Origin of the sequence: Dysgonomonas sp. 520, assembly GCF_010501095.1 — a bacterium.
Taxonomy (GTDB): Bacteria; Bacteroidota; Bacteroidia; order Bacteroidales; family Dysgonomonadaceae; genus QVMP01.
The window spans coordinates 1-23,018 of record NZ_QVMP01000010.1 but is presented as its reverse complement, the minus strand read 5'-3'; the positions used below and the strand labels follow the sequence as shown (position 1 = coordinate 23,018).

Here is a 23,018-nt window from a genome sequence, read left to right as displayed (position 1 = left end):
AACAATTTTAATTCATACAAAAATGGCAGATATTAAAGCTATTGCTGAAACACTAGTAAATTTAACAGTTAAAGAAGTTAGCGAACTAGCAGAGATCCTTAAAACTGAATATGGTATTGAACCAGCTGCTGCTGCAGTTGCAGTTGCTGCAGGACCTGCAGCCGGTGCTGCTGAAGCTGCTGAAGAAAAAACAGCATTTGATGTTATTTTGAAAGCTGCTGGAGCAAACAAACTTGCTGTTGTTAAAGCAGTTAAAGAACTTACAGGATTAGGTTTGAAAGAAGCTAAAGATATAGTTGACGCTGCTCCTTCTGAATTGAAGAAAGGTGTAACTAAAGACGAAGCAGACGCATTGAAAAAACAATTAGAAGAAGCTGGAGCTGAAATTGAACTTAAGTAATATACACCTGTAATCAGGAATTCTGGTTAGGAACCTTCGTAAAAGAGGGTTCTTAACCTTTTTGCGTCAAAAGTAATAAGTTCATTAATTCAAGATTTTATGCCTTCTACAACAACTAACAAAAGAGTAAATTTTGCTTCAATTAAAAATCCACTCAACTACCCGGATTTCCTTGAAGTGCAACTTAAGTCTTTTCGAGATTTTCTACAACTTGATACCCCTCCTGAAAACAGAACAAACGAAGGTCTTTACAAGGTTTTCATGGAAAACTTTCCCATAGCAGACACTCGTAACAACTTTGTATTGGAATTCTTAGACTATTTTATCGATCCTCCACGCTATACTATCGAAGAGTGTATCGAAAGAGGTCTTACATATAGCGTTCCTTTAAAAGCAAAACTAAAACTTTACTGTACCGACCCTGATCATGAGGATTTTGACACGGTTATCCAAGATGTTTATCTTGGTCTTATCCCTTACATGACCGAAAAAGGTACATTCGTTATTAATGGTGCTGAACGTGTGGTTGTATCGCAGCTTCACCGTTCGCCAGGTGTATTCTTCGGACAAAGTATGCATGCCAACGGTACAAAATTGTACTCGGCTCGTATCATCCCATTCAAAGGGTCGTGGATTGAATTTGCCACCGACATCAACAATGTGATGTATGCTTACATCGACCGTAAGAAAAAATTACCTGTAACTACATTGCTCAGAGCTATCGGATTTGAAAGCGATAGGGATATACTTGAAATATTCGACTTAGCAGAAGAAGTTAAGGCCACAAAACAAAACCTGAAAAAGGTTGAAGGCCGTAAATTAGCCGCCAGAATCTTGAAAACGTGGATGGAGGACTTCGTTGACGAAGATACCGGTGAGGTTACATCTATTGAACGTAATGAAGTTATTATAGAAAGGGAAACTGTTCTTGAAAAAGATCATATCGACGCGATTCTTGAGTCGGGTGTTTCTTCGATCTTATTACACAAAGATTCGCAAAATATTTCAGACTTTGCAATAATATATAATACATTACAAAAAGACCCCAGTAACTCGGAAATTGATGCGGTAAGACATATCTATCGCCAGCTTCGTAGTGCTGAACCAGCGGACGATACAAGTGCTCGTGAAGTAATCAACAGCTTGTTCTTCTCTGAAAAACGTTACGATCTGGGAGATGTTGGACGTTACAGAATCAACAAAAAACTTGGATTGAATACAAGTTCCGATACTCGTGTCTTGACTAAAGAAGATATAATCGAAATCATCAAATATTTGATAGAACTTATTAACTCTAAGGCTATTGTTGATGATATCGACCACTTGAGCAATCGTCGTGTGCGTACTGTTGGAGAACAACTTTACAACCAGTTTGGAGTTGGACTTAACCGTATGGCTCGTATCATTCGTGAAAGAATGAATGTTCGTGACAATGAAGTATTTACACCTATTGACCTGATCAATGCGAAGACTATTTCGTCTGTCGTAAATACATTCTTCGGGACAAACGCCTTGTCTCAGTTTATGGATCAAACAAATCCATTGGCCGAGATTACACATAAACGACGTATGTCTGCCCTTGGACCTGGAGGTCTTTCTCGTGAAAGAGCCGGATTTGAGGTACGTGACGTTCACTACACTCACTACGGACGTCTTTGTCCGATCGAAACTCCTGAAGGACCGAACATCGGTTTGATTTCGTCTCTTTGTGTATACGCTAAAATAAATGAACTTGGATTCATCGAAACGCCTTACCGTAAGGTAGCGAGCGGAAAAGTGGATTTGTCTGATAAAGGTATCATTTATCTTGCGGCCGAAGAAGAAGAAGACAAGCTGATTGCGCAAGGTAATGCTCCGTTGAACGATGACGGTACGTTCATCTTGAAACGTGTAAAAGCACGTCAGGATGCGGACTATCCGGTGATCACTCCGGACGAAGTTGAACTTATGGACGTTTCGCCAACTCAGATTGCGTCAATCGCTGCATCTCTGATTCCTTTCCTTGAGCATGACGATGCCAACCGTGCTTTGATGGGATCGAACATGATGCGTCAGGCAGTTCCGTTGCTTCGCACAGAGGCTCCGATTGTCGGAACCGGTGTTGAAGGACAACTTATCCGTGACTCCCGTACACAAATTGTAGCGGAAGGAGCCGGTGAAGTGGTTTACGTAGATGCCGACACTATCAAAATTAAATATGACAGAACTAATGACGAAGAATTTGTTAGCTTCGACGACTCTGTCAAAACATATACAATTCCTAAATTCAGGAAAACAAACCAAAATACTACAATCGACCTTAGACCTATTTGTAAAAAAGGCGACAGGGTTGAATTGGATCAAATCCTGACAGAAGGATATTCTACCGAAGGTGGTGAACTTGCAATAGGTAAAAACCTGAAAGTTGCGTTCATGCCTTGGAAGGGATACAACTATGAGGATGCTATCGTTTTGAACGAAAGAATCGTTCGTGACGACATCCTGACTTCTGTGCATGTTGAAGAATTTTCGCTTGAAGTGCGTGACACTAAACGTGGTGTGGAAGAATTAACTTCCGACATTCCTAACGTTAGTGAAGACGCAACAAAAGATTTGGATGAAAGAGGAATTATCCGTGTTGGAGCTCGTGTTGGCCCCGGAGATATCCTTATAGGTAAGATTACTCCTAAAGGAGAGTCTGACCCATCGCCGGAAGAAAAACTTCTTCGTGCAATATTCGGAGACAAAGCCGGAGATGTTAAAGACGCATCCTTGAAAGCATCCCCTTCATTGAAAGGTGTTGTTATAGGAACAAACTTATTCTCTAAAGCTACGAAGAAGGGTAAAACAAAACTTTCGAGCAAAGCTCTGTTACCTAAACTTGACGAGGAATACGAAGTTAAGATGGGTAAACTGAAAATGGTTTTGGTTGACAAGCTTCTGGTTCTGACCGAAGGAAAAGCCTCACAAGGCGTAAAAGATTACTTGAATTCAGATATTATTGCCAAAGGAGCTAAATTTACAAAAGCTGCTCTTGACGGAATAGATTACGAATCGGTTCAGGTTAGTAACTGGACAACGGACGAACACAAAAACGACCTGATTCGTGATGTTATAGTTAACTATCTACGTAAGTATAAAGAACTTGACGCTGAACTTAAGCGTAAACGTTTCGACCTGACAATCGGGGATGAACTTCCTTCCGGTATTGTACAGATTGCGAAAGTATACGTTGCCAAGAAACGTAAGATTCAGGTGGGTGATAAAATGGCGGGACGCCACGGTAACAAAGGTATCGTGTCGCGTATCGTTCGTCAGGAAGACATGCCGTTCCTTGCAGACGGATCGCCTGTAGATATTGTACTGAACCCTCTAGGGGTGCCTTCTCGTATGAACCTTGGACAGATTTTCGAAACTGTGCTAGCTTGGGCAGGAAGGGAACTTGGTACGAAATTCGCCACTCCTATTTTTGACGGAGCAAGCCTTGACGATTTGAACAAATGGACAGATGAAGCTGGAATTCCACGTTATGGTAAAGCTTATCTTTACGATGGTGGAACAGGTGAAATCTTCGACCAGCCTGCAACTGTAGGTATCATCTATATGTTGAAACTTGGTCACATGGTTGAAGATAAGATGCACGCCCGTTCAATCGGTCCTTATTCACTTATTACTCAGCAACCACTTGGAGGTAAGGCCCAATTCGGGGGTCAACGTTTCGGAGAGATGGAGGTTTGGGCACTTGAAGCATTTGGTGCTGCACACATCTTGCAAGAAATCCTTACAATCAAGTCGGACGACGTGGTGGGACGTTCTAAAGCTTATGAAGCAATCGTTAAAGGCGAGCCAATGCCACAGGCAGGAATACCTGAATCATTGAATGTATTGTTGCATGAGATGAGAGGCCTTGGACTAAGCGTAACATTCGATTAAGAAATATGACAATGTGAAAATGTGCCAATAAGGCAATAAAAATCCCGTTTGGCACATTATCTCATTATACTAATTATCACATTGAAATAATATTTAACTCTTTATACAAATTAATATATGGCTTTTAGAAAAGATAGTAAAGTAAAGAGTAGCTTTTCAAAGATTACCGTAAGTCTGGCTTCTCCGGAAGAAATTTTGGAAAGTTCGAGCGGTGAGGTTTTGAAACCTGAAACTATCAACTATCGTACTTATAAACCAGAACGTGACGGACTTTTCTGTGAACGTATCTTCGGACCGGTAAAAGACTTTGAATGTCACTGCGGTAAGTACAAAAGAATCCGTTACAAAGGCATTGTCTGCGACCGTTGCGGTGTTGAAGTAACTGAGAAAAAGGTTCGTCGCGAACGTACAGGACATATCCATTTGGTTGTGCCTGTGGCTCACATCTGGTATTTCCGTTCTCTTCCGAACAAAATGGGTTACCTGTTGGGAATACCAACCAAAAAACTTGATATGATTATTTATTACGAACGTTATGTCGTAATACAACCGGGTATCAAGGAAGAAGAAGGTATAGCCGAAAGAGATCTTCTTACTGAAGAAGAATATTTGAATATACTGGATACTCTGCCTAAAGATAATCAATTGTTAGATGATTCCGATCCTAACAAATTTATCGCAAAAATGGGTGCGGAAGCCGTGTATGACCTGTTGGCCAGAATCAATCTCGATTCTTTGGCTAACAACCTTCGTCACAGGGCAAATACAGATACATCTCAGCAACGTAAGAATGAAGCTCTGAAACAACTTCAGGTTGTTGAAGCATTCCGTGGATCGAAAGGTAAAAACCGTCCGGAATGGATGATCGTTAAAATCGTACCTGTAATTCCACCTGAGTTGCGTCCGCTTGTGCCTCTTGATGGAGGTCGTTTCGCAACTTCCGACTTGAACGACTTGTATCGTCGTGTAATTATACGTAACAACCGTCTGAAAAGACTGATAGACATAAAAGCTCCTGACGTGATTCTTCGTAACGAAAAACGTATGCTTCAGGAAGCTGTGGATTCATTGTTCGACAACTCTCGTAAATCGAGCGCGATCAAAACAGAATCTAACCGTCCGTTGAAATCTCTTTCCGACAGTTTGAAAGGTAAGCAAGGACGTTTCCGTCAAAACCTTTTGGGTAAACGTGTCGACTATTCGGCTCGTTCGGTAATTGTCGTTGGTCCTGAATTGAAAATGCACGAGTGCGGTATTCCACAAGATATGGCTGCCGAACTTTACAAACCATTCATTATCCGTAAACTAATCGAGCGCGGAATAGTGAAAACGGTGAAATCGGCAAAGAAAATTGTAGACCGTAAAGAACCTGTGGTTTGGGATATTCTTGAACATGTGATGAAAGGACACCCTGTTCTTCTGAACCGTGCCCCTACCCTACACCGTTTGGGTATTCAGGCATTCCAACCGAAAATGATCGGTGGTAAAGCTATTCAGTTGCACCCACTGTCGTGTACTGCGTTCAATGCCGACTTCGACGGTGACCAGATGGCTGTTCACTTACCTTTGGGCAATGACGCCATACTTGAAGCTCAAATGTTGATGCTTGCATCACACAATATACTTAACCCTGCCAATGGTGCACCTATTACCGTACCATCTCAGGACATGGTTCTTGGATTGTATTATATTACAAAGATTCGTCCGGGAGCAATGGGTGAAGGTCTTACTTTCTACGGACCGGAAGAAGCAATCATTGCTTACAACGAAAAGAAAGTTGACATTCACGCACTCGTTAAAGTATATGTAAGAGATTTGGACGAAAACGGTAATGCTGTTACCGTGATGAAAGAAACAACAGTAGGACGTATTCTTGTAAATCAACATACTCCGGCCGAAGTTGGATATATCAACGAAATTCTTTCTAAAAAATCGCTTCGTGACATTATCGGTAATGTGATCAAACTTGCGGGAGTTGCTAAAACAGCACAATTCCTTGACGATATTAAGGATTTGGGTTACATGATGGCATTCCGTGGAGGTTTGTCGTTCAACCTTGAAGATGTGATCATTCCGGTAGAAAAAGACGAGCTTGTAGCGAAAGGTTATGATGAAGTTGAACAGATTATGGCTAACTACAATATGGGATTCATCACCAATAACGAGCGTTACAACCAGATTATTGATACTTGGACACACGTCAACTCAAGATTGTCAAATATCTTAATGAAACAACTTTCGGAAGACAATCAAGGATTCAACTCTGTATATATGATGTTGGATTCCGGAGCCCGTGGTTCGAGAGAACAGATTCGCCAGTTGTCCGGTATGCGTGGTTTGATGGCTAAACCTCAGAAAAGTGGAGCGGAAGGTGCTCAGATTATTGAAAACCCTATCCTTTCTAACTTTAAAGAAGGTCTGTCTGTGTTGGAGTACTTTATCTCTACCCACGGTGCCCGTAAGGGTCTTGCCGATACGGCTCTGAAAACTGCCGACGCCGGGTATCTGACTCGTCGTTTGGTTGACGTATCTCAAGACGTTGTCATCAACGAAGAAGACTGTGGAACACTTCGTGGACTTGTTTGTACCGAATTGAAGAACAACGAAGAGGTTGTTGCTTCGCTGTACGAAAGAATCCTTGGACGTGTTTCTGTTCACGATATACAACATCCTCTCACTGCTGAAATCATTGTTCACTCCGGTGAGGAAATTACAGAAGATAAAGCTGCACTTATTCAGGATTCGCCAATCGAACGTGTCGAGATCCGTTCCGTATTGACATGTGAATCGAAGAAAGGTGTTTGTGCAAAATGTTATGGACGTAATCTTGCCACTAACCGCATGGTTCAGAAAGGTGAGGCAGTTGGTGTTATCGCAGCGCAATCAATCGGTGAGCCGGGTACACAGTTGACGCTTCGTACGTTCCACGTTGGGGGTATCGCATCTAACATTGCAACTGAAAACAGCATTGTTACCAAATACGATGGTATTCTTGAAATAGACGACCTACGTGTGGTTGAAACTGTGGATGAAACCGGCAAGAAAGCACAAATCGTGGTTAGCCGTCTGGTTGAACTTCGTGTAGTTGACCCGAATACAAAAATTGTATTGCTTACTCATAATATACCTTATGGTTCTAAACTCTTCTTCAATGAAGGAGACACTGTTAAGAAAGGTGATTTGATCTGTGAATGGGACCCATTCAACGCCGTGATCATTTCCGAAGCAACCGGTAAAATTCAATTCCACAACGTAATTGAAAACGTTACATACAAGGTTGAGTCGGATGAGCAAACAGGTTTGAAAGAAAAAATCATCATCGAGTCTCGTGATAAGACTAAAGCACCGGAGGCAAATATTCTTGACGAAAAAGGCAATATAATCAAAACATACAGTTTACCTCTTGGAGCTCACGTTATGAAAGATAGCGGGGAGATGATGAAAGCGGGAGATGTTCTTGTTAAGATTCCTCGTGCTGTTGGTAAGGCTGGTGATATCACCGGAGGTCTTCCTCGTGTAACCGAATTATTCGAAGCTCGTAACCCGTCCAATCCTGCCGTTGTATCTGAAATTGACGGAGAGGTTGCATTTGGTAAAATCAAACGTGGTAACAGGGAAATTATCGTAACATCTAAAACAGGTGAAACGAAGAAATATCTTGTTCCTCTTTCAAAACAAATACTGGTTCAGGAAAATGACTTCGTACGTGCAGGTATGCCGTTGTCTGATGGTGCAACAACACCTTCCGATATCCTTGCCATTAAAGGACCTACTGCTGTTCAGGAATATATCGTGAACGAAGTTCAGGACGTATATCGCCTGCAAGGTGTGAAAATCAATGACAAACACTTTGAGGTTATTGTTCGCCAGATGATGCGTAAAGTTGAAATCGTTGATCCGGGAGACACTCGTTTCTTAGAGCAGCAGGTTGTTGACAAACACGATGTTATGGAAGAAAATGATCGTATCTGGGGTAAAAAGGTTGTGGTAGACGCTGGTGATTCTTCTACATTCGAACCCGGACAGATTGTTACTGCCCGCAAATTGAGAGATGAAAACTCTATGCTGAAACGTCGCGACCTCCGCCCTGTTGAAGTGAGGGATGCAGTTCCTGCAACAGCTAATCAGATATTGCAAGGTATCACGCGTGCGGCTCTTCAAACTACCAGCTTTATGTCTGCCGCTTCGTTCCAGGAAACAACTAAGGTGCTTAACGAAGCCGCAATCAATGCGAAAGTAGACAGACTTGAAGGTTTGAAAGAAAACGTTATCTGTGGTCACCTAATCCCTGCCGGAACAGGTTTGAGAGAATTCGAAAAACTTGTTGTTGGAAACAAAGACGATTTCGATCGTGTTGCAGCCAACAGAAAAACAGTTGTGGATTTTGACAATGTAGATTAATCTTACGTTACCTTATTATAGAAAACAGGCTGCTAAATAATCTAGCAGCCTGTTTTTATTTATCTGTGTCTTATCAATAAAAACAGTTGCCCGGATTTAAACTAAAATATTCGAAGAATCTGCAGATTCATTCCTATCATTTTTTTTAACATAGATAAATATGCATTTTATCAAAAAATTTATACATTTGTTCGCTGATAGTCAGGGCATCAAGTCATCTGTCACTTATAAGGTGACAGATTTTTTTATTTAATGAGTTCACTTTTTCTTAAAGTTGAACAATATGTTTCGCTTTATTTTTTCTTCGAATTTGTGACGGTGAATTACCCAGATTCTTATGACAAAACTCATTGAAATGAGATAAGGTTGCAAACTTATGGCTGTTGCTAATCTGCTTCAGGCTCATGTTTGTTTGGCAGATATCTCTAAAAACCTGTATCGCCTTATTTTCTTTTATCCAATTGTATGCCGATGTATTGAAAACCCGTCGAAAACGCTTGTTAAAACCCGAATAGCTGTAACTCATTTTTTGTGCCAACTGGCCTACCGAACGAATTTCGGGAAGAAATGAATATACCATCTGAAAAAACAACATATCATCATAGGGCAGAAGCCTGAAAAAATCCTGTAATTGGTTTTCCTTATAAACGGACTTGAGTATATACCCGAATTCCCTTAGCTTTAAGTCCGACAAATAACTATCTACTATAAACCTGCTGTTATATACTTTAACGGTTTGCAGATAGTCCATAATGATGCTTTTCACCGGAAGCAGAATCGTTCTGCCGTCTATTCGCTCGGTCGTTACATCCAAAGGAGACAAGACTTTACAAAGATGCGATTCGTACGAAAACCGGAATAAAACGATTTGGGAGTCTTTCACAGCCACAACCGATACTTTTTCTCTGAAAGAATAAAAAGCCATTTTTGAAGCAAGTATCGTTATCTTAGAGATGCTACAATATACCTCTCCCTCCACAACCAGGATAATCTTGTTTTCTCCTGCCTCCAAACACAAAGTCTGCCCTTGTTTCAGACAGACGAAATCTATCGGTTTCTCAACATCAAGTTTTTTCATCATTTTGTTGTTTAAGCATTAAGATTCAGCGTGTTTAACGAAAATTGCACAAATTATTTTTGTGTATATTTTTCAAAGCCTGCATTTATTTCATTGAAATATCATATTATCAGCATATTAGTGATAACATAAAACGTCTCATATACATAGGACGATGAATATGTTTAACAAATAGCTCACATTATCGAATTATAGCTTTCCTGCGATTAATTAAATACCACGATATAAACATTTTACAAACAAAGCATTAACATTTCTGTCACCTTATAAGTGACGGATGATTGCGATGCAAATAATCAGGTATTAAAATATTTCATAAACACACAAAACAACTAATATGAGAAAAAACAAAATGATGAAAACGAAGATTTTTTTTACTGTGCAAATATTCTTCCTATCGGTTTCTTTAATGGCACAGGTTGGAGTAAACACAGAAAGTCCGCAAGGTGTATTTCACATTGACGCGGCACGAAACACAAACGGCAACACAAACATTTCGGACGATGTAGTGGTAGATACCCTAGGTAGGGTTGGTGTAGGAACAAATGCACCCCAAACAAAAGTAGATATCAGAAGCAGTGCACAAGGGCAGGGTTTCAGCTTGCGGGACGGTTCGCAAGCCATAGGCAGGGTATTGACTGCGATGGATAATACAGGAAGGGCTGAGTGGCAAGATGTGGGAACAACAGTAGCCGCTCCTCGGGCAATATTTGCCAATGATGGACTTACTTTCACCACTACTGGAGGTGTAAGTTATGATACCGGATGCAGATTGAGTTTGCCTCCCGGCAGATGGTTTGTTATGGTAGCTGTACATGCTATGCCTAATAATATGTACACAAGACCTACAAATGCAGATCTCCCTTATGCTCATGTATGGGTACGAACTCATTTTCGAGCCGCTGTAGCAGCTGAAGCTCCGTATATAATATACCCTACCAACACTTCTTTAGTAAGTGGAAGAGTATATCCTTTTGGAGCCAGTATGATAACCGGATTCTTGATTATAGACAATATCCACACTGCTCCTGTAACAGTTGCATTGTATGCATCTGCTGCTAGTTTTGCTGCTCCAGACAGAATGTTTCCTCTAGTGATAGCAAGAGCTCAGAACCTTGAGAATGCTATCGCAGCTTTTGCCCTTACAAATTAAACTGAGATAAAAATGACAAGAGGCAGCCTATTGTGCTGTCTCTTGCTTTATTGTAACTACAACATATTCAGACTGTGTTCCTATACGGAATTTTCCGCCCCAAAGACCAATTCCCGAACTGATATAATAGTTGGTTTTTCCTTTTTTCAGATAACCGAAAGATTTTTCATAAATAATGTCCGTTATCATCGAAATAGGCCAAACTTGCCCACGATGGGTATGTCCCGAAAATTGAAAATCTACGCCGCTACTTTCGGCTTCTTCCAGATGATAGGGTTGATGGTCGAGCAGAATTATCGGTTTCGATTTATCTATACCTGCCATCAATTGATTCAGCGGTTTTCTGTTTTCGTTAGAACGGTCATCCCTGCCAACGATATAGAAACTACTGTCTACTTCAACATACGAGTCGCGAAGTAAATTTATCCCTGATTTTTTGAAAAATTCAGTACTTTCTTTCAACCCGCTAATATATTCATGATTGCCGAGACAGGCATAAATTCCATATTTTGAATTGATTTGCTTGAAATATTCAGCAAAGCGACCTTTATTTACCGGTTCTATATTATTGTCAATCACATCCCCCGCAATCAGAACCAAATCAGGCTTTTCTTTATTAATCAGTTCAACCCAACTCTTGAATTCTTTATCTCCAATGCTATAACCTAAGTGTAAATCGCTAATTGCCACTATTTTCAGAGAATCGGATGACGGTATAGAATCGGATGCCGACTTCAAAATCGCTTTTTCGGTATAAATAGGCTGATCGACCCGCACTTTCCACCTGTATTTCAGGTAACCGCAAAGCATCAGCAAGGCGATGAAACCGACCATAAAAGCAAAACCCACCCAATTTTCTTTCGTATAGCGGGTTATGGCATCGTTCGGAATAAAACTTACCCATCTGACCAGCAAACCGAACAAATCTTTTATCAGATTGAAAAGAACCAGATAGATAAGGATGAAAATCCACGACGAGCCTATTTTATATAAAATGGATACTATTCCCGCCGGCAATATGTTTCCTAAAACAAAGGACAATATTAACGATAAAGTGACTATGCAACCAACTGTTATAAGTATAGCCCGCCCTACGGGAGTAGGTGGCATAGCTGTCCAAGCCCTGTAAAATACATAAAAATTTCCGAGCAAATAGATTAATATCATCGGAATTAAAAAGAATAGAAATTTCATGTCTATACGTTTGATTATTCGATCCCAAATTTAGAAAAATATAAGGCAGTAGCCTTCTTTCTGCCTTTAACATTTAGATTTATTATAAATTCGGAACACTCTTCAATAATTTATAGCCATTTTGACTCGTTTTCACCTGATGATTGTTATTAAGTATTAACATCCGGCTTTGCTTATCATATAATTCGATGCGAGACAGATACCTGACATTAACAATGTAAGACCTGTGCACCCTGACAAATTTGTTTGGGGGAAATTCCGAAAAAGGACGAAAAAAGAAAAAAGGTGCCTGATTATCTTATCAAACACCTTTCGCTATGATTTGTCTTTCTTTACTTTACCTTCTACTTCCCAACGCAATGAAGATGTAATAAACCAATGTAGCTAAAGAACCCAAAGCTGCTACAACATAAGTGTATGCTGCCGATTTCAGTGCATCTTTTGCCATAGGGTAATTAGTCTGATTGGTTATCCCTGCCGAATTGAGCCATGTTAATGCCCTTTGGCTGGCATTAATTTCCACGGGAAGAGTAATGAAACTGAACAAGGTGGTCATGGCAAACAAGCCTATCCCTACCCAAAGTACAGTTGTCGATCCTGTAGCCTGAATGGCAAAAATACCTGCGATCAATATCCACATCACCCACTGAGAAGCAAAACTAACCATCGGTACAAGTTTCGACCTCATAGTCAGCGGACCATAAGCATGCGCATGTTGCACGGCATGACCACACTCGTGAGCGGCAACGGCAGCCGCAGCCACACTATTGCTGTGATATACAGCCTCACTAAGATTCACTGTCTTATTCACAGGATTATAGTGATCTGTCAACATGCCCTTTGTTGCTGTTATCTTCACATCGTAAATACCATTGTCATAAAGCATTTTTTCGGCGACATCTCTTCCTGTCATCCCGTTATCCAATGGTATCTTCGAATATTTTTTAAATTTGCTTTGCAACATGGTCGAAACCAACCAACTCAAAGCAAATATTAATAGTATAAGAATCCAATATCCACTCATATATCTTTCTCTTTAATAATTATCCATTTATATTAAAAAACAAATTTAATCAAACAAAATTACTGAGATTTGTTGTTTAATAAAATGTCAAATAACTAAAAATCATTAAGCTAGGTCACTTCTTATGATTTATTAAGTAGCGATATAGTTTGATCTCTATCCGGCCCAACAGATACAATGCTGATAGGAACATTCAACTCTTGCTCCAGAAAAGAGAGATAATTATTAAATTCTTCCGGAAATTCATTTTCCGACTTCATGCCTGTCATATCTGTTTGCCAACCGGCAAGTTCAACATACACAGGTTCTATATTGCAATCTGCCTCGAATGGAAAGTCTTCTGTTTCTTGCCCATCTATTTTATACGAAACACATGCTTTGATGGTTTCGAATGTATCCAGAACATCGCTTTTCATCATGATCAGTTGAGTAACCCCATTGAGCATGATTGCATAACGCAGGGCAACTAAGTCTATCCAGCCACAACGACGAGGACGTCCTGTTACCGAACCAAATTCGAACCCGAATTTGCGTAATTTGTCTCCTGTTTCGTCAAACAATTCTGTCGGGAATGGACCACTACCAACTCTGGTGCAGTATGCTTTGAAAATACCGAAAACTTCTCCTATTTTCCCCGGAGCAACTCCCAGCCCCGTACAGGCTCCCGCCGCTATGGTATTGGAGGACGTCACGAATGGATATGAACCGAAATCAATGTCCAACATAGTTCCCTGAGCTCCTTCAGCCAAAACTTTTCTATTCTCGAGCAATGCTTTATTTATAAAATGCTCGCTATCGATAAAGTTGAATTGTTTTAGTTTCTCAACACCCTGAAACCACTCTTTTTCAATTTCTTCCAGGCTACTGACATCGAAGTTGTTTTGTGCGAGAATCATCAAATGACGTTCTTTCACTGCATTGTATTTTGTTTCGAAGTCGTACAACAAGTCTCCAACACGCAAGCCGTTACGTCCCACTTTTTCAGTATAAGTTGGTCCTATGCCCTTGCCCGTTGTGCCTATTTTCGCATCACCTTTTGCCGCCTCATAACAAGCGTCGAGCAATCGGTGTGTAGGCAATATCAGATGAGCCTTTTTCGAAATAAGCAACCTTTTTGTCAGATCATGTCCAGATGCTTCCAACGACTCTATTTCTCCTTTAAACAATGCCGGATCAAGCACAACTCCGTTTCCGATCACATTCAATTTATCTCCCTGAAAGATACCTGACGGAACTGAGCGTAATACATATTTTTCTCCTTCAAATTCGAGTGTGTGCCCGGCATTAGGTCCTCCTTGAAAACGAGCGATAATTTCATAATCGGGTGTAAGCACATCTACTATTTTGCCTTTCCCTTCGTCTCCCCACTGTAAACCTAACAGAATGTCTGCATTCATTTCTTTTTGTCTGTATTATTTTTAGTTATTTTATTTTCGTTTTTCTTGCTCTGCGATTCTTTCTTGCGTGTACACTTACTGCATATTCCATAAATGTACATGCTGTAATAGCTTATCTTAAATTTCATGAACCTCTTTTGTTGTGCCAGAGAAAATAAATTTCCGCTTTTATATTCTTTTACATCTCCACAACTAATGCAAATCAAATGATCATGGTTTTCACTTCCATACGCCCGCTCATACTGCGACACATTTGCTCCAAACTGATGCTTAACCACCAATTTACAGTCCAGTAATAATTCAATCGTATTGTAGAGTGTTGCCCTGCTTACCCTGAACGGACCTTCATTCATCGAATTGAACAATGAATCCATATCGAAATGACCCTTTGTAGAATATATATGATCTAGTATAGCAAAACGTTCGGGAGTTTTTCTGTGCTTGTGAAGAGTCAGATATTCAGTGAATTCGTTCTTAACTTGTTCTTTTAACTTTGAGTTGTCCATTCTTAAGCTGAAACTAAGATACAGACAAATATAAGGCTTTTTTAGAAAAGAGTATAATTCAAATGAAAGTATTTCTGAAATAGCTGTTTTTAACAAAAAATAAAAAAAGGGAACTCCTTTCTGCATATAGGCGTTCCCTTCTTCGTTGTACTAAATTTATTCTTAATTGATGCGGACATAGGAGCCGCCGGTACATTGTGGGCAACTAGGGGTGCTACCTATTGTGAAAGTTCCCTCTATTGGACTAGGCATATTTGTTCCTGTTATCTGTAGCGCAAAATACAACCTATTTCCTGTAATTGAGTTTAGTGAGATATTCTCACTAAGATAAAAACGCCAATCTGTCTCTAAATCTCTACGAGCCTGCTGCCCATAAATCTCATACGAGCCCTCAAAGCGATGAAGTGACCACCACAAACTAGCATCATCCCCTGGAACCACCTGTAAAATCATATACTCGATTACTGTATTCTCATTTAAATTAGTTAATTTTAACATAGCACCAATCGTAAATGAATATGTTCCAAAAGAAGGAACTTCTATAAAGTAGGGAGAACCATCACTGTTTCTTAAAATTGCCGTTGTCCCTTGAGAAACAGGTAATTCATTGGGTTCAATCCTCGTAAACAAGCTAAATCCCGGCGCAGACCATTTGCCATTGCCGCTGGCATCACTGGTCAAGACCATACCATTGCCCTGGCTCCCGTCCTGCAACCTAAATCCACCGCCTTGTGTCGTGCTGCGGATATCGACCTTTGTCTGGGGACTGTTCGTGCCTATGCCCACGTTTCCGGCTGATGTGACAACCACATCGTCGGCGACGTTCGTGTTTCCGTTTGTGTTTCGCTGCCCGTCAATATGAAAGACCCCCTGAGGAGTTTCCGTGTTCACCCCAACCTGCGATTTGAGGGTAGTTACCGCTAAAAACAGCAGTAAGAATAATAAACTTTTTTTCATAATCTTCTAATTCTTGTTTGTCGTGTTGATAATCTGTTTTGGTTAAGTCTGCTTTTTCTTAATTACCTAATATTTAAATCATTGTACGTCTGTCACTGGGTAAGTGACGGAGGATGCAGATACCAAGGGGTAAACATCTGGTATTATGATCTTTAATTAATGGAACAAAGGCGATAATACAACCAAGTAAGCAATTTGTTAAACGTGTGTTATCTGTCGGGGAAATAAAACGTTTTACTATTTCAGTAATACATTGATTGATAATTATTTATATGTAGAAAACATACAATTTTAAAAAACTGATAAAAATAAGACTTGTGCGTTTTTAGTTAAACACGCTGGTTTTTAATACTTAAACAACTTTATGATGGTAAAATATGATAACAACGAATCGTTGGCGCAAAGTCCCTTGATACGCTTCCTGACTCTTGAAAAAGACTCTGAATGGAATACCGCAGAAGATCAATGCAGGATTGTCATAGTGCTGGAAGGACGCTTAAGCCTGTCTTCTGGAATACAGGTTAGCAGCTCAAAACTATTTTTCCTGCCTGCAGGCGACAGGCTGTCGTCCAGTGTTATGGAAAAAAGCTATCTGCTGATTGTAGCTCCGACCGATGAAAGCTGTTTTGATCACTTCTGTATAAGCAATATACATGAACATGAACATGAATCAAACCTATACTGCCTGCAAATGGACGGGGTATTACAGGCGTATGTACGGTCGCTTGAGATATATAAAAAGAGCAGGATAGCTGATCACTCCCTGCACGTCCTGAAAACCAAAGAACTGATGGCAATCCTTAAGCTATCCTATTCACGGGAGCAATTGAGCGATTTCTTCCGCTCATATCAAATTAATGATTTCCGGTTCGTGGACCGGGTACACAGGTTAGCCAACAATATAATGAATGTCAGACAATTGGCACAAGTGATGAATTACAGCTATTCAGGATTTAACAAGAGGTTCAGAAAGGCGTTCGGCATGTCGGCATACTCGTGGATTAGAAAAAGGCGGACAGATATGATTTATTATGAGCTTTATCATACGAATAAGAGTTTGAAGCAAATTTCGACTGAGAATAAGTTCGCAACACTGTCTCACTTCAATGAGTTTTGCCATAAGAACCTGGGCGATTCCCCGTCCCGGATAAGACGCAAAAACAAAGGGGCGAATCATGTGAAACAATACCCCCTTAAACAACAAAATCCGTCACTTACCCAGTGACAGATTCCTGATTATGATCTTACTTTATGATACAAAGGTAGACAAATATTCTTCTTGAACAACTCTTTTTACCCTATTTTTTTTATGCCTCAATCTCTTTTATCTGTATATACTAATATCTTAGTTTTTGAAGTTGAGTCTTTTGGTGGCAGGTGTATAAAAAGCAAAAACCCTCACCATTTATTAAATGATGAGGGCTTTGATCTAAAAGATGGCGGTTACCTACTCTCCCACAATAGCAGTACCATCGGCGTGGTTGGGCTTAACTTCTCTGTTCGGAATGGGAAGAGGTGGATCCCCAACGCTATAACCACCTGAATATTTTTAAGTGATAAGTTATTAGTAATCAGTTAGAAGTTTCTTTTATACTTAAAACTTTTTACTTTGTTCTTAAAACTTTTAGACTTGATGTAAAGAGCAAATAGTATTTAGTTATAAGTTTAAAGTCATAAGTGATAAGTTGTTATTACTTAAATCTTTGTACTTATTCCTTAAAACTTGATACGCATATCTAGCAAACCTTCCTACTGTTGGAAATAATTTTACAGAAAAAGTTCCGGGCAATTAGTACTACTCGGCTCCATACATTACTGCACTTCCACCTGTAGCCTATCAACGTCGTAGTCTGCAACGACCCTTAATAGATATCTTATCTTGAGGCTGGCTTCGTACTTAGATGCTTTCAGCACTTATCCAATCCAGACTTAGCTACCCGGCGATGCTCCTGGCGAAACAACCGGTAAACCAGAGGTCTGTCCAACACGGTCCTCTCGTACTAGTGTCAGATCCCCGCAAATATCATACGCCCACGATAGATAGAGACCGAACTGTCTCACGACGTTCTGAACCCAGCTCGCGTGCCACTTTAATGGGCGAACAGCCCAACCCTTGGGACCTTCTCCAGCCCCAGGATGTGACGAGCCGACATCGAGGTGCCAAACCATTCCGTCGATATGAGCTCTTGGGAATGATCAGCCTGTTATCCCCGGAGTACCTTTTATCCTTTGAGCGATGGCCATTCCATACTGAAACCACCGGATCACTATGCTCTAGTTTCCTACCTGTTCGACTTGTCGGTCTTACAGTCAAGCGCGCTTATACCATTACACTCTACGACCGGTTACCAATCGGCCTGAGCGCACCTTTAGAAGCCTCCGTTACTCTTTTGGAGGCGACCACCCCAGTCAAACTACCCACCATACAGTGTCCCCGCTATGCGGGTTAGATTCCAAACAATTAAAGGGCCGTATTTCAAGGGTGACTCCACAAATACTAGCGTACCTGCTTCGCAGTCTCCGGCCTATCCTACACATCAAGTGCCCAAAATCAATGTAAAGCTATAGTAAAGGTTCACGGGGTCTTTTCGTCCCATCGCGGGTAATCGGCATCTTCACCGATACTACAATTTCACCGAGCTCACAGTTGAGACAGTAAGAAGATCATTACACCATTCGTGCAGGTCGGAACTTACCCGACAAGGAATTTCGCTACCTTAGGACCGTTATAGTTACGGCCGCCGTTTACTGGGGCTTCAATTCAAAGCGTCTCTTGCGATAACTTCTCCTCTTAACCTTCCAGCACCGGGCAGGTGTCAGGCCATATACTTCTAATTTCTTATTTGCATAGCCATGTGTTTTTGATAAACAGTTGCCTTCTTCTATTCTCTGCGACCACCATTGCTGATGGTACCCTTTCTCCCGAAGTTACAGGGTCATTTTGCCTAATTCCTTAACTGTGAATCACTCGAGCGCCTTAGTATACTCAACCCAACTACGTGTGTCCGTTTTAGTACGGGTACTTGCAGGATAAGTTTAGCGGGTTTTCTTGGCAGTTTGGTTACCTGTAATTAATTCCTCCGTAGATTCCTTATACTTTCAGGTTCGACTCTCAGTGCGGATTTGCCTACACCAATCAACGTCTACACCCTTAAACTAGCTATTCCGTCAGCCAGCTACAGTTTCACTCCTGCGTCACCACATCACTCCTGCAAATAGTACCGGAATATTAACCGGTTCATCCATCGGCATTGCCGCTCGGCTTAGCCTTAGGGCCCGACTTACCCTGATCCGATTAGCGTTGATCAGGAAACCTTAGTCTTTCGGCGAGGGGGTTTCTCACCCCCTTTATCGTTACTCATACCTACATTTGCTTTTCTGTTTGCTCCACTGGTGTGCTTACGCCCCAGCTTCTGCGCTAAACAGAATGCTCCCCTACCGATAATTTTTCAATCCCATAGCTTCGGTAACATGTTTATGCCCGATTATTATCCACGCTCCGCCACTCGACTAGTGAGCTGTTACGCACTCTTTAAATGAATGGCTGCTTCCAAGCCAACATCCTAGCTGTCTTAGCGGCAAAACTTCGTTAATTCAACTTAACATGTATTTGGGGACCTTAGCTGATGGTCTGGGTTCTTTCCCTCTCGGACATGGACCTTAGCACCCATGCCCTCACTCCCGGTAAAAATCTTGTGCCCATTCGGAGTTTATCTGGACTTGATAGGCGGCGAAGCCCTCGCATCCAATCAGTCGCTCTACCTGACACAAGTTATAAGCCGAGGCTGCACCTAAATGCATTTCGGGGAGTACGAGCTATCTCCAAGTTTGATTAGCCTTTCACCCCTACCCTAAAGTCATCCGGAAGCTTTTCAACGCTTATCGGTTCGGTCCTCCAATTGGTGTTACCCAACCTTCAACCTGCTCTAGGGTAGATCACTTGGTTTCGCGTCTACTCCTGCTGACTAAAATCGCCCTGTGAAGACTCGCTTTCGCTTCGGCTACGTGCATCGTTGCACTTAACCTTGCCAACAAAAGTAACTCGTAGGTTCATTATGCAAAAGGCACGCCGTCACAGATAAAATCTGCTCCGACCGCTTGTAGGCACATGGTTTCAGGGTCTATTTCACTCCTCTGTTCGAGGTTCTTTTCACCTTTCCCTCACGGTACTAGTTCGCTATCGGTCTCTCGGAAGTATTTAGCCTTAGCGGATGGTCCCGCCAGATTCATACAGGATTTCTCGTGTCCCGCACTACTCAGGATACTGCTAGGCTTGGTAATCGATTCGTGTACAGGATTATCACCTTCTATGATCGCTCTTTCCAAAGCGTTCCACTTCAATTACTTCTTGCCACAGCGCAGTCCTACAACCCCAATATTGCCTAAACAATATTGGTTTGGGCTAATCCGCGTTCGCTCGCCACTACTTACGGAATCACTTTTGTTTTCTCTTCCTACGGGTACTTAGATGTTTCAGTTCCCCGCGTTCGCTTCTTGTTTAAACAAGATGATGACATCTTCTGTCACCGGGTTGCCCCATTCGGAGATTCAGGGATCTAGGGATATTTGCTCCTCCCCCCAACTTTTCGCAGCTTATCACGTCCTTCTTAGCCTTCGAGAGCCTTAGGCATCCCCCATGTGCCCTTTCTTACTTTTTCTTTATTTCTTAACCTTCTTAAAAGGTTCGATAGATAATCGTAATCTCGTTTTTTTTCTACTTGCTCTTGTTTTACATCATGTCAAAGATCGTCTCTCAAGTCATAAGTCTGAAGTCTGAAGTTATAATTATTTATTAAAACTTCTTCCTCGAAACTCCTTCCTCGAAAATGTGGAGAATAACGGATTCGAACCGTTGACCCCCTGCGTGCAAGGCAGGTGCTCTAGCCAGCTGAGCTAATCCCCCGTGTTTTAAATGAAGAATGAAGAATGCTTAATGAAGAATAAAATATTTTAATTCTTAATCTTTAATCCCTAATTTTTCATTTCTCCAGAGTAGTCCCAGGCAGATTTGAACTGCCGACCTCTACATTATCAGTGTAGCGCTCTAACCAACTGAGCTATAGGACTGGCTTGTTTTGGATCGTACCCGAAGACTGATTATATTCAGCTCCTTCGTTCTCGTTTATATCTTAAATTGGAATTTGAACTTTATTTCTATTACTTTTTTTTACATATACATTAGACTTCGGGTAGTATCTTAATCTTTAATACTACAATACTTTTTAGAAAGATCTCCAGAAAGGAGGTGTTCCAGCCGCACCTTCCGGTACGGCTACCTTGTTACGACTTAGCCCCAATCACCAGTTTTACCCTAGGACGCTCCTTGCGGTTACGTACTTCAGGTACCCCCGGCTTTCATGGCTTGACGGGCGGTGTGTACAAGGCCCGGGAACGTATTCACCGCGCCATGGCTGATGCGCGATTACTAGCGAATCCAGCTTCACGGAGTCGAGTTGCAGACTCCGATCCGAACTGAGAGTGGCTTTCGAGATTGGCATCTGGTCGCCCAGTAGCTGCCCTCTGTACCACCCATTGTAACACGTGTGTCGCCCCGGACGTAAGGGCCGTGCTGATTTGACGTCATCCACACCTTCCTCACAGCTTACGCTGGCAGTCTTGTCAGAGTCCTCAGCTTGACCTGTTAGTAACTAACAATGTGGGTTGCGCTCGTTATGGCACTTAAGCCGACACCTCACGGCACGAGCTGACGACAACCATGCAGCACCTACATACTTGCTATTGCTAGAAGACCAGTTTCCTGGTCGGTCAAGTACATTTCAAGCCCGGGTAAGGTTCCTCGCGTATCATCGAATTAAACCACATGTTCCTCCGCTTGTGCGGGCCCCCGTCAATTCCTTTGAGTTTCACCGTTGCCGGCGTACTCCCCAGGTGGATTACTTATCGCTTTCGCTTAGTCACTTACTATCATATCGCAAACAACTAGTAATCATCGTTTACTGCGTGGACTACCAGGGTATCTAATCCTGTTTGATACCCACGCTTTCGTGCATCAGCGTCAGTTGTAGCTTAGTGAGCTGCCTGCGCAATTGGAGTTCTTCGTGATATCTATGCATTTCACCGCTACACCACAAATTCCGCCCACTTCATTTACACTCAAGTCTTCCAGTTTCAACGGCAATTTTAAGGTTGAGCCCCAAACTTTCACCGCTGACTTAAAAAACCGCCTACGCACCCTTTAAACCCAATAAATCCGGATAACGCTCGCATCCTCCGTATTACCGCGGCTGCTGGCACGGAGTTAGCCGATGCTTATTCGTACTATACTTGCAAGATATCACTCGTGATATGTTTTACCCTAGCACAAAAGAAGTTTACAACCCGTAGGGCAGTCATCCTTCACGCGACTTGGCTGGTTCAGACTCTCGTCCATTGACCAATATTCCTCACTGCTGCCTCCCGTAGGAGTCTGGTCCGTGTCTCAGTACCAGTGTGGGGGATAAACCTCTCAGTTCCCCTATCCATCGTTGCCTTGGTGAGCCGTTACCTCACCAACTAGCTAATGGAACGCATGCCCATCTACTACCGATAAATCTTTAACAAATATCACCATGTGGTGCCCCTGTTTTATGCGGTATTAATCCGGATTTCTCCGGGCTATCCCCCTGTAGTAGGTAGGTTGCATACGCGTTACTCACCCGTGCGCCGGTCGCCAACAAAAGTATTGCTACTTCCTTGCTGCCCCTCGACTTGCATGTGTTAGGCCTGTCGCTAGCGTTCATCCTGAGCCAGGATCAAACTCTTCTTTGTATATTCTTTTTTATATCCAAGTCTTCCTTTGCTCAATCTATCCTTTTTTTGAATTGACTGAGTGTATTGTCTCTTAAAGTTCCAATACCACCCGTCTAATGCTATGCTTTATTTTTTTCGTTCTTTTCCAATTCCTCAAAGATCGCTCTCTTTTTTAACCCCCCGTTTCTCTCAGGAAGCGGGTGCAAAAGTAAAACACTTTACAACACAATCCAAATTATTTACAAC

11 protein-coding genes, 2 tRNA genes, 3 rRNA genes and 1 pseudogene are annotated in these 23,018 nt (G+C 41.7%); 5 read left to right on the top strand and 12 right to left on the bottom strand.

Annotated elements, in window-relative coordinates:
• Positions 1–22 precede the first annotated feature (22 nt).
• From rplL to rpoC, 3 genes are all read left to right on the top strand, one after another.
• Positions 23–400 carry a 50S ribosomal protein L7/L12 gene (gene rplL / locus D0T56_RS07650; protein WP_163319558.1) on the top strand — a complete coding sequence of 126 codons (378 nt, stop codon included), beginning with the start codon at positions 23–25 and terminating at the stop codon, positions 398–400.
• A 99-nt stretch (positions 401–499) separates the two neighbouring features.
• A complete protein-coding gene (gene rpoB, locus D0T56_RS07645) occupies positions 500–4,312 on the top strand; it encodes a DNA-directed RNA polymerase subunit beta (protein WP_163319557.1) in 3,813 nt (1,270 codons plus the stop codon).
• 117 nt (positions 4,313–4,429) lie between these two features.
• Positions 4,430–8,713 (top strand): DNA-directed RNA polymerase subunit beta', encoded by a 4,284-nt coding sequence (rpoC, locus tag D0T56_RS07640; RefSeq protein WP_163319556.1) that lies wholly within the window; start codon positions 4,430–4,432, stop codon positions 8,711–8,713.
• A 268-nt stretch (positions 8,714–8,981) separates the two neighbouring features.
• On the opposite strand, the gene D0T56_RS07635 is transcribed toward rpoC, so the two are convergent.
• Complete coding sequence (locus tag D0T56_RS07635; protein WP_163319555.1) at positions 8,982–9,794, bottom strand: AraC family transcriptional regulator; 813 nt, start codon at positions 9,792–9,794, stop codon at positions 8,982–8,984.
• A gap of 334 nt (positions 9,795–10,128) precedes the next feature.
• Between D0T56_RS07635 and D0T56_RS07630 the strand changes: the two genes are divergently transcribed.
• Complete coding sequence (locus tag D0T56_RS07630; protein ID WP_163319554.1) at positions 10,129–10,944, top strand: hypothetical protein; 816 nt, start codon at positions 10,129–10,131, stop codon at positions 10,942–10,944.
• 27 nt (positions 10,945–10,971) lie between these two features.
• Here the strand turns inward: D0T56_RS07630 and D0T56_RS07625 are convergent, their stop codons facing one another.
• The 6 genes and pseudogenes from D0T56_RS07625 to D0T56_RS07600 form a co-directional block, all read right to left on the bottom strand.
• Positions 10,972–12,111: a metallophosphoesterase gene (locus tag D0T56_RS07625; protein WP_255491100.1), complete on the bottom strand. Its 1,140-nt coding sequence runs from the start codon at positions 12,109–12,111 to the stop codon at positions 10,972–10,974.
• 109 nt (positions 12,112–12,220) lie between these two features.
• A pseudogene (locus D0T56_RS07620) lies at positions 12,221–12,385 on the bottom strand (LytTR family DNA-binding domain-containing protein); the annotation flags it as partial.
• A 90-nt stretch (positions 12,386–12,475) separates the two neighbouring features.
• On the bottom strand, positions 12,476–13,162 hold the full coding sequence (locus D0T56_RS07615; protein ID WP_163319551.1) for a zinc metallopeptidase: 687 nt from the start codon (positions 13,160–13,162) through the stop codon (positions 12,476–12,478).
• A 122-nt stretch (positions 13,163–13,284) separates the two neighbouring features.
• On the bottom strand, positions 13,285–14,559 hold the full coding sequence (locus D0T56_RS07610; RefSeq protein WP_163319550.1) for an adenylosuccinate synthase: 1,275 nt from the start codon (positions 14,557–14,559) through the stop codon (positions 13,285–13,287).
• A complete protein-coding gene (locus tag D0T56_RS07605; RefSeq protein WP_163319549.1) occupies positions 14,556–15,065 on the bottom strand; it encodes a Fur family transcriptional regulator in 510 nt (169 codons plus the stop codon). Before D0T56_RS07605 ends, D0T56_RS07610 begins: the two co-directional genes overlap by 4 nt.
• A gap of 162 nt (positions 15,066–15,227) precedes the next feature.
• Complete coding sequence (locus tag D0T56_RS07600; protein ID WP_163319548.1) at positions 15,228–16,022, bottom strand: hypothetical protein; 795 nt, start codon at positions 16,020–16,022, stop codon at positions 15,228–15,230.
• Positions 16,023–16,386: 364 nt separating this feature from the next.
• Here D0T56_RS07600 and D0T56_RS07595 point away from each other — a divergent pair, with 364 nt between their 5' ends.
• Positions 16,387–17,247 (top strand): helix-turn-helix domain-containing protein, encoded by an 861-nt coding sequence (locus D0T56_RS07595; protein ID WP_163319547.1) that lies wholly within the window; start codon positions 16,387–16,389, stop codon positions 17,245–17,247.
• 209 nt (positions 17,248–17,456) lie between these two features.
• Here the strand turns inward: D0T56_RS07595 and rrf are convergent.
• From rrf to D0T56_RS07570, 5 genes are all read right to left on the bottom strand, one after another.
• A 5S ribosomal RNA gene (gene rrf, locus D0T56_RS07590) occupies positions 17,457–17,565 on the bottom strand.
• 227 nt (positions 17,566–17,792) lie between these two features.
• Positions 17,793–20,680 (bottom strand): 23S ribosomal RNA (locus D0T56_RS07585).
• A 171-nt stretch (positions 20,681–20,851) separates the two neighbouring features.
• Positions 20,852–20,925: transfer RNA gene (locus tag D0T56_RS07580), tRNA-Ala, on the bottom strand.
• 90 nt (positions 20,926–21,015) lie between these two features.
• Positions 21,016–21,089 (bottom strand) — tRNA-Ile (locus D0T56_RS07575).
• Positions 21,090–21,260: 171 nt separating this feature from the next.
• A 16S ribosomal RNA gene (locus tag D0T56_RS07570) occupies positions 21,261–22,790 on the bottom strand.
• The 16S, 23S and 5S rRNA genes sit together here with 2 tRNA genes alongside, the layout of an rRNA operon.
• Positions 22,791–23,018 lie beyond the last annotated feature (228 nt).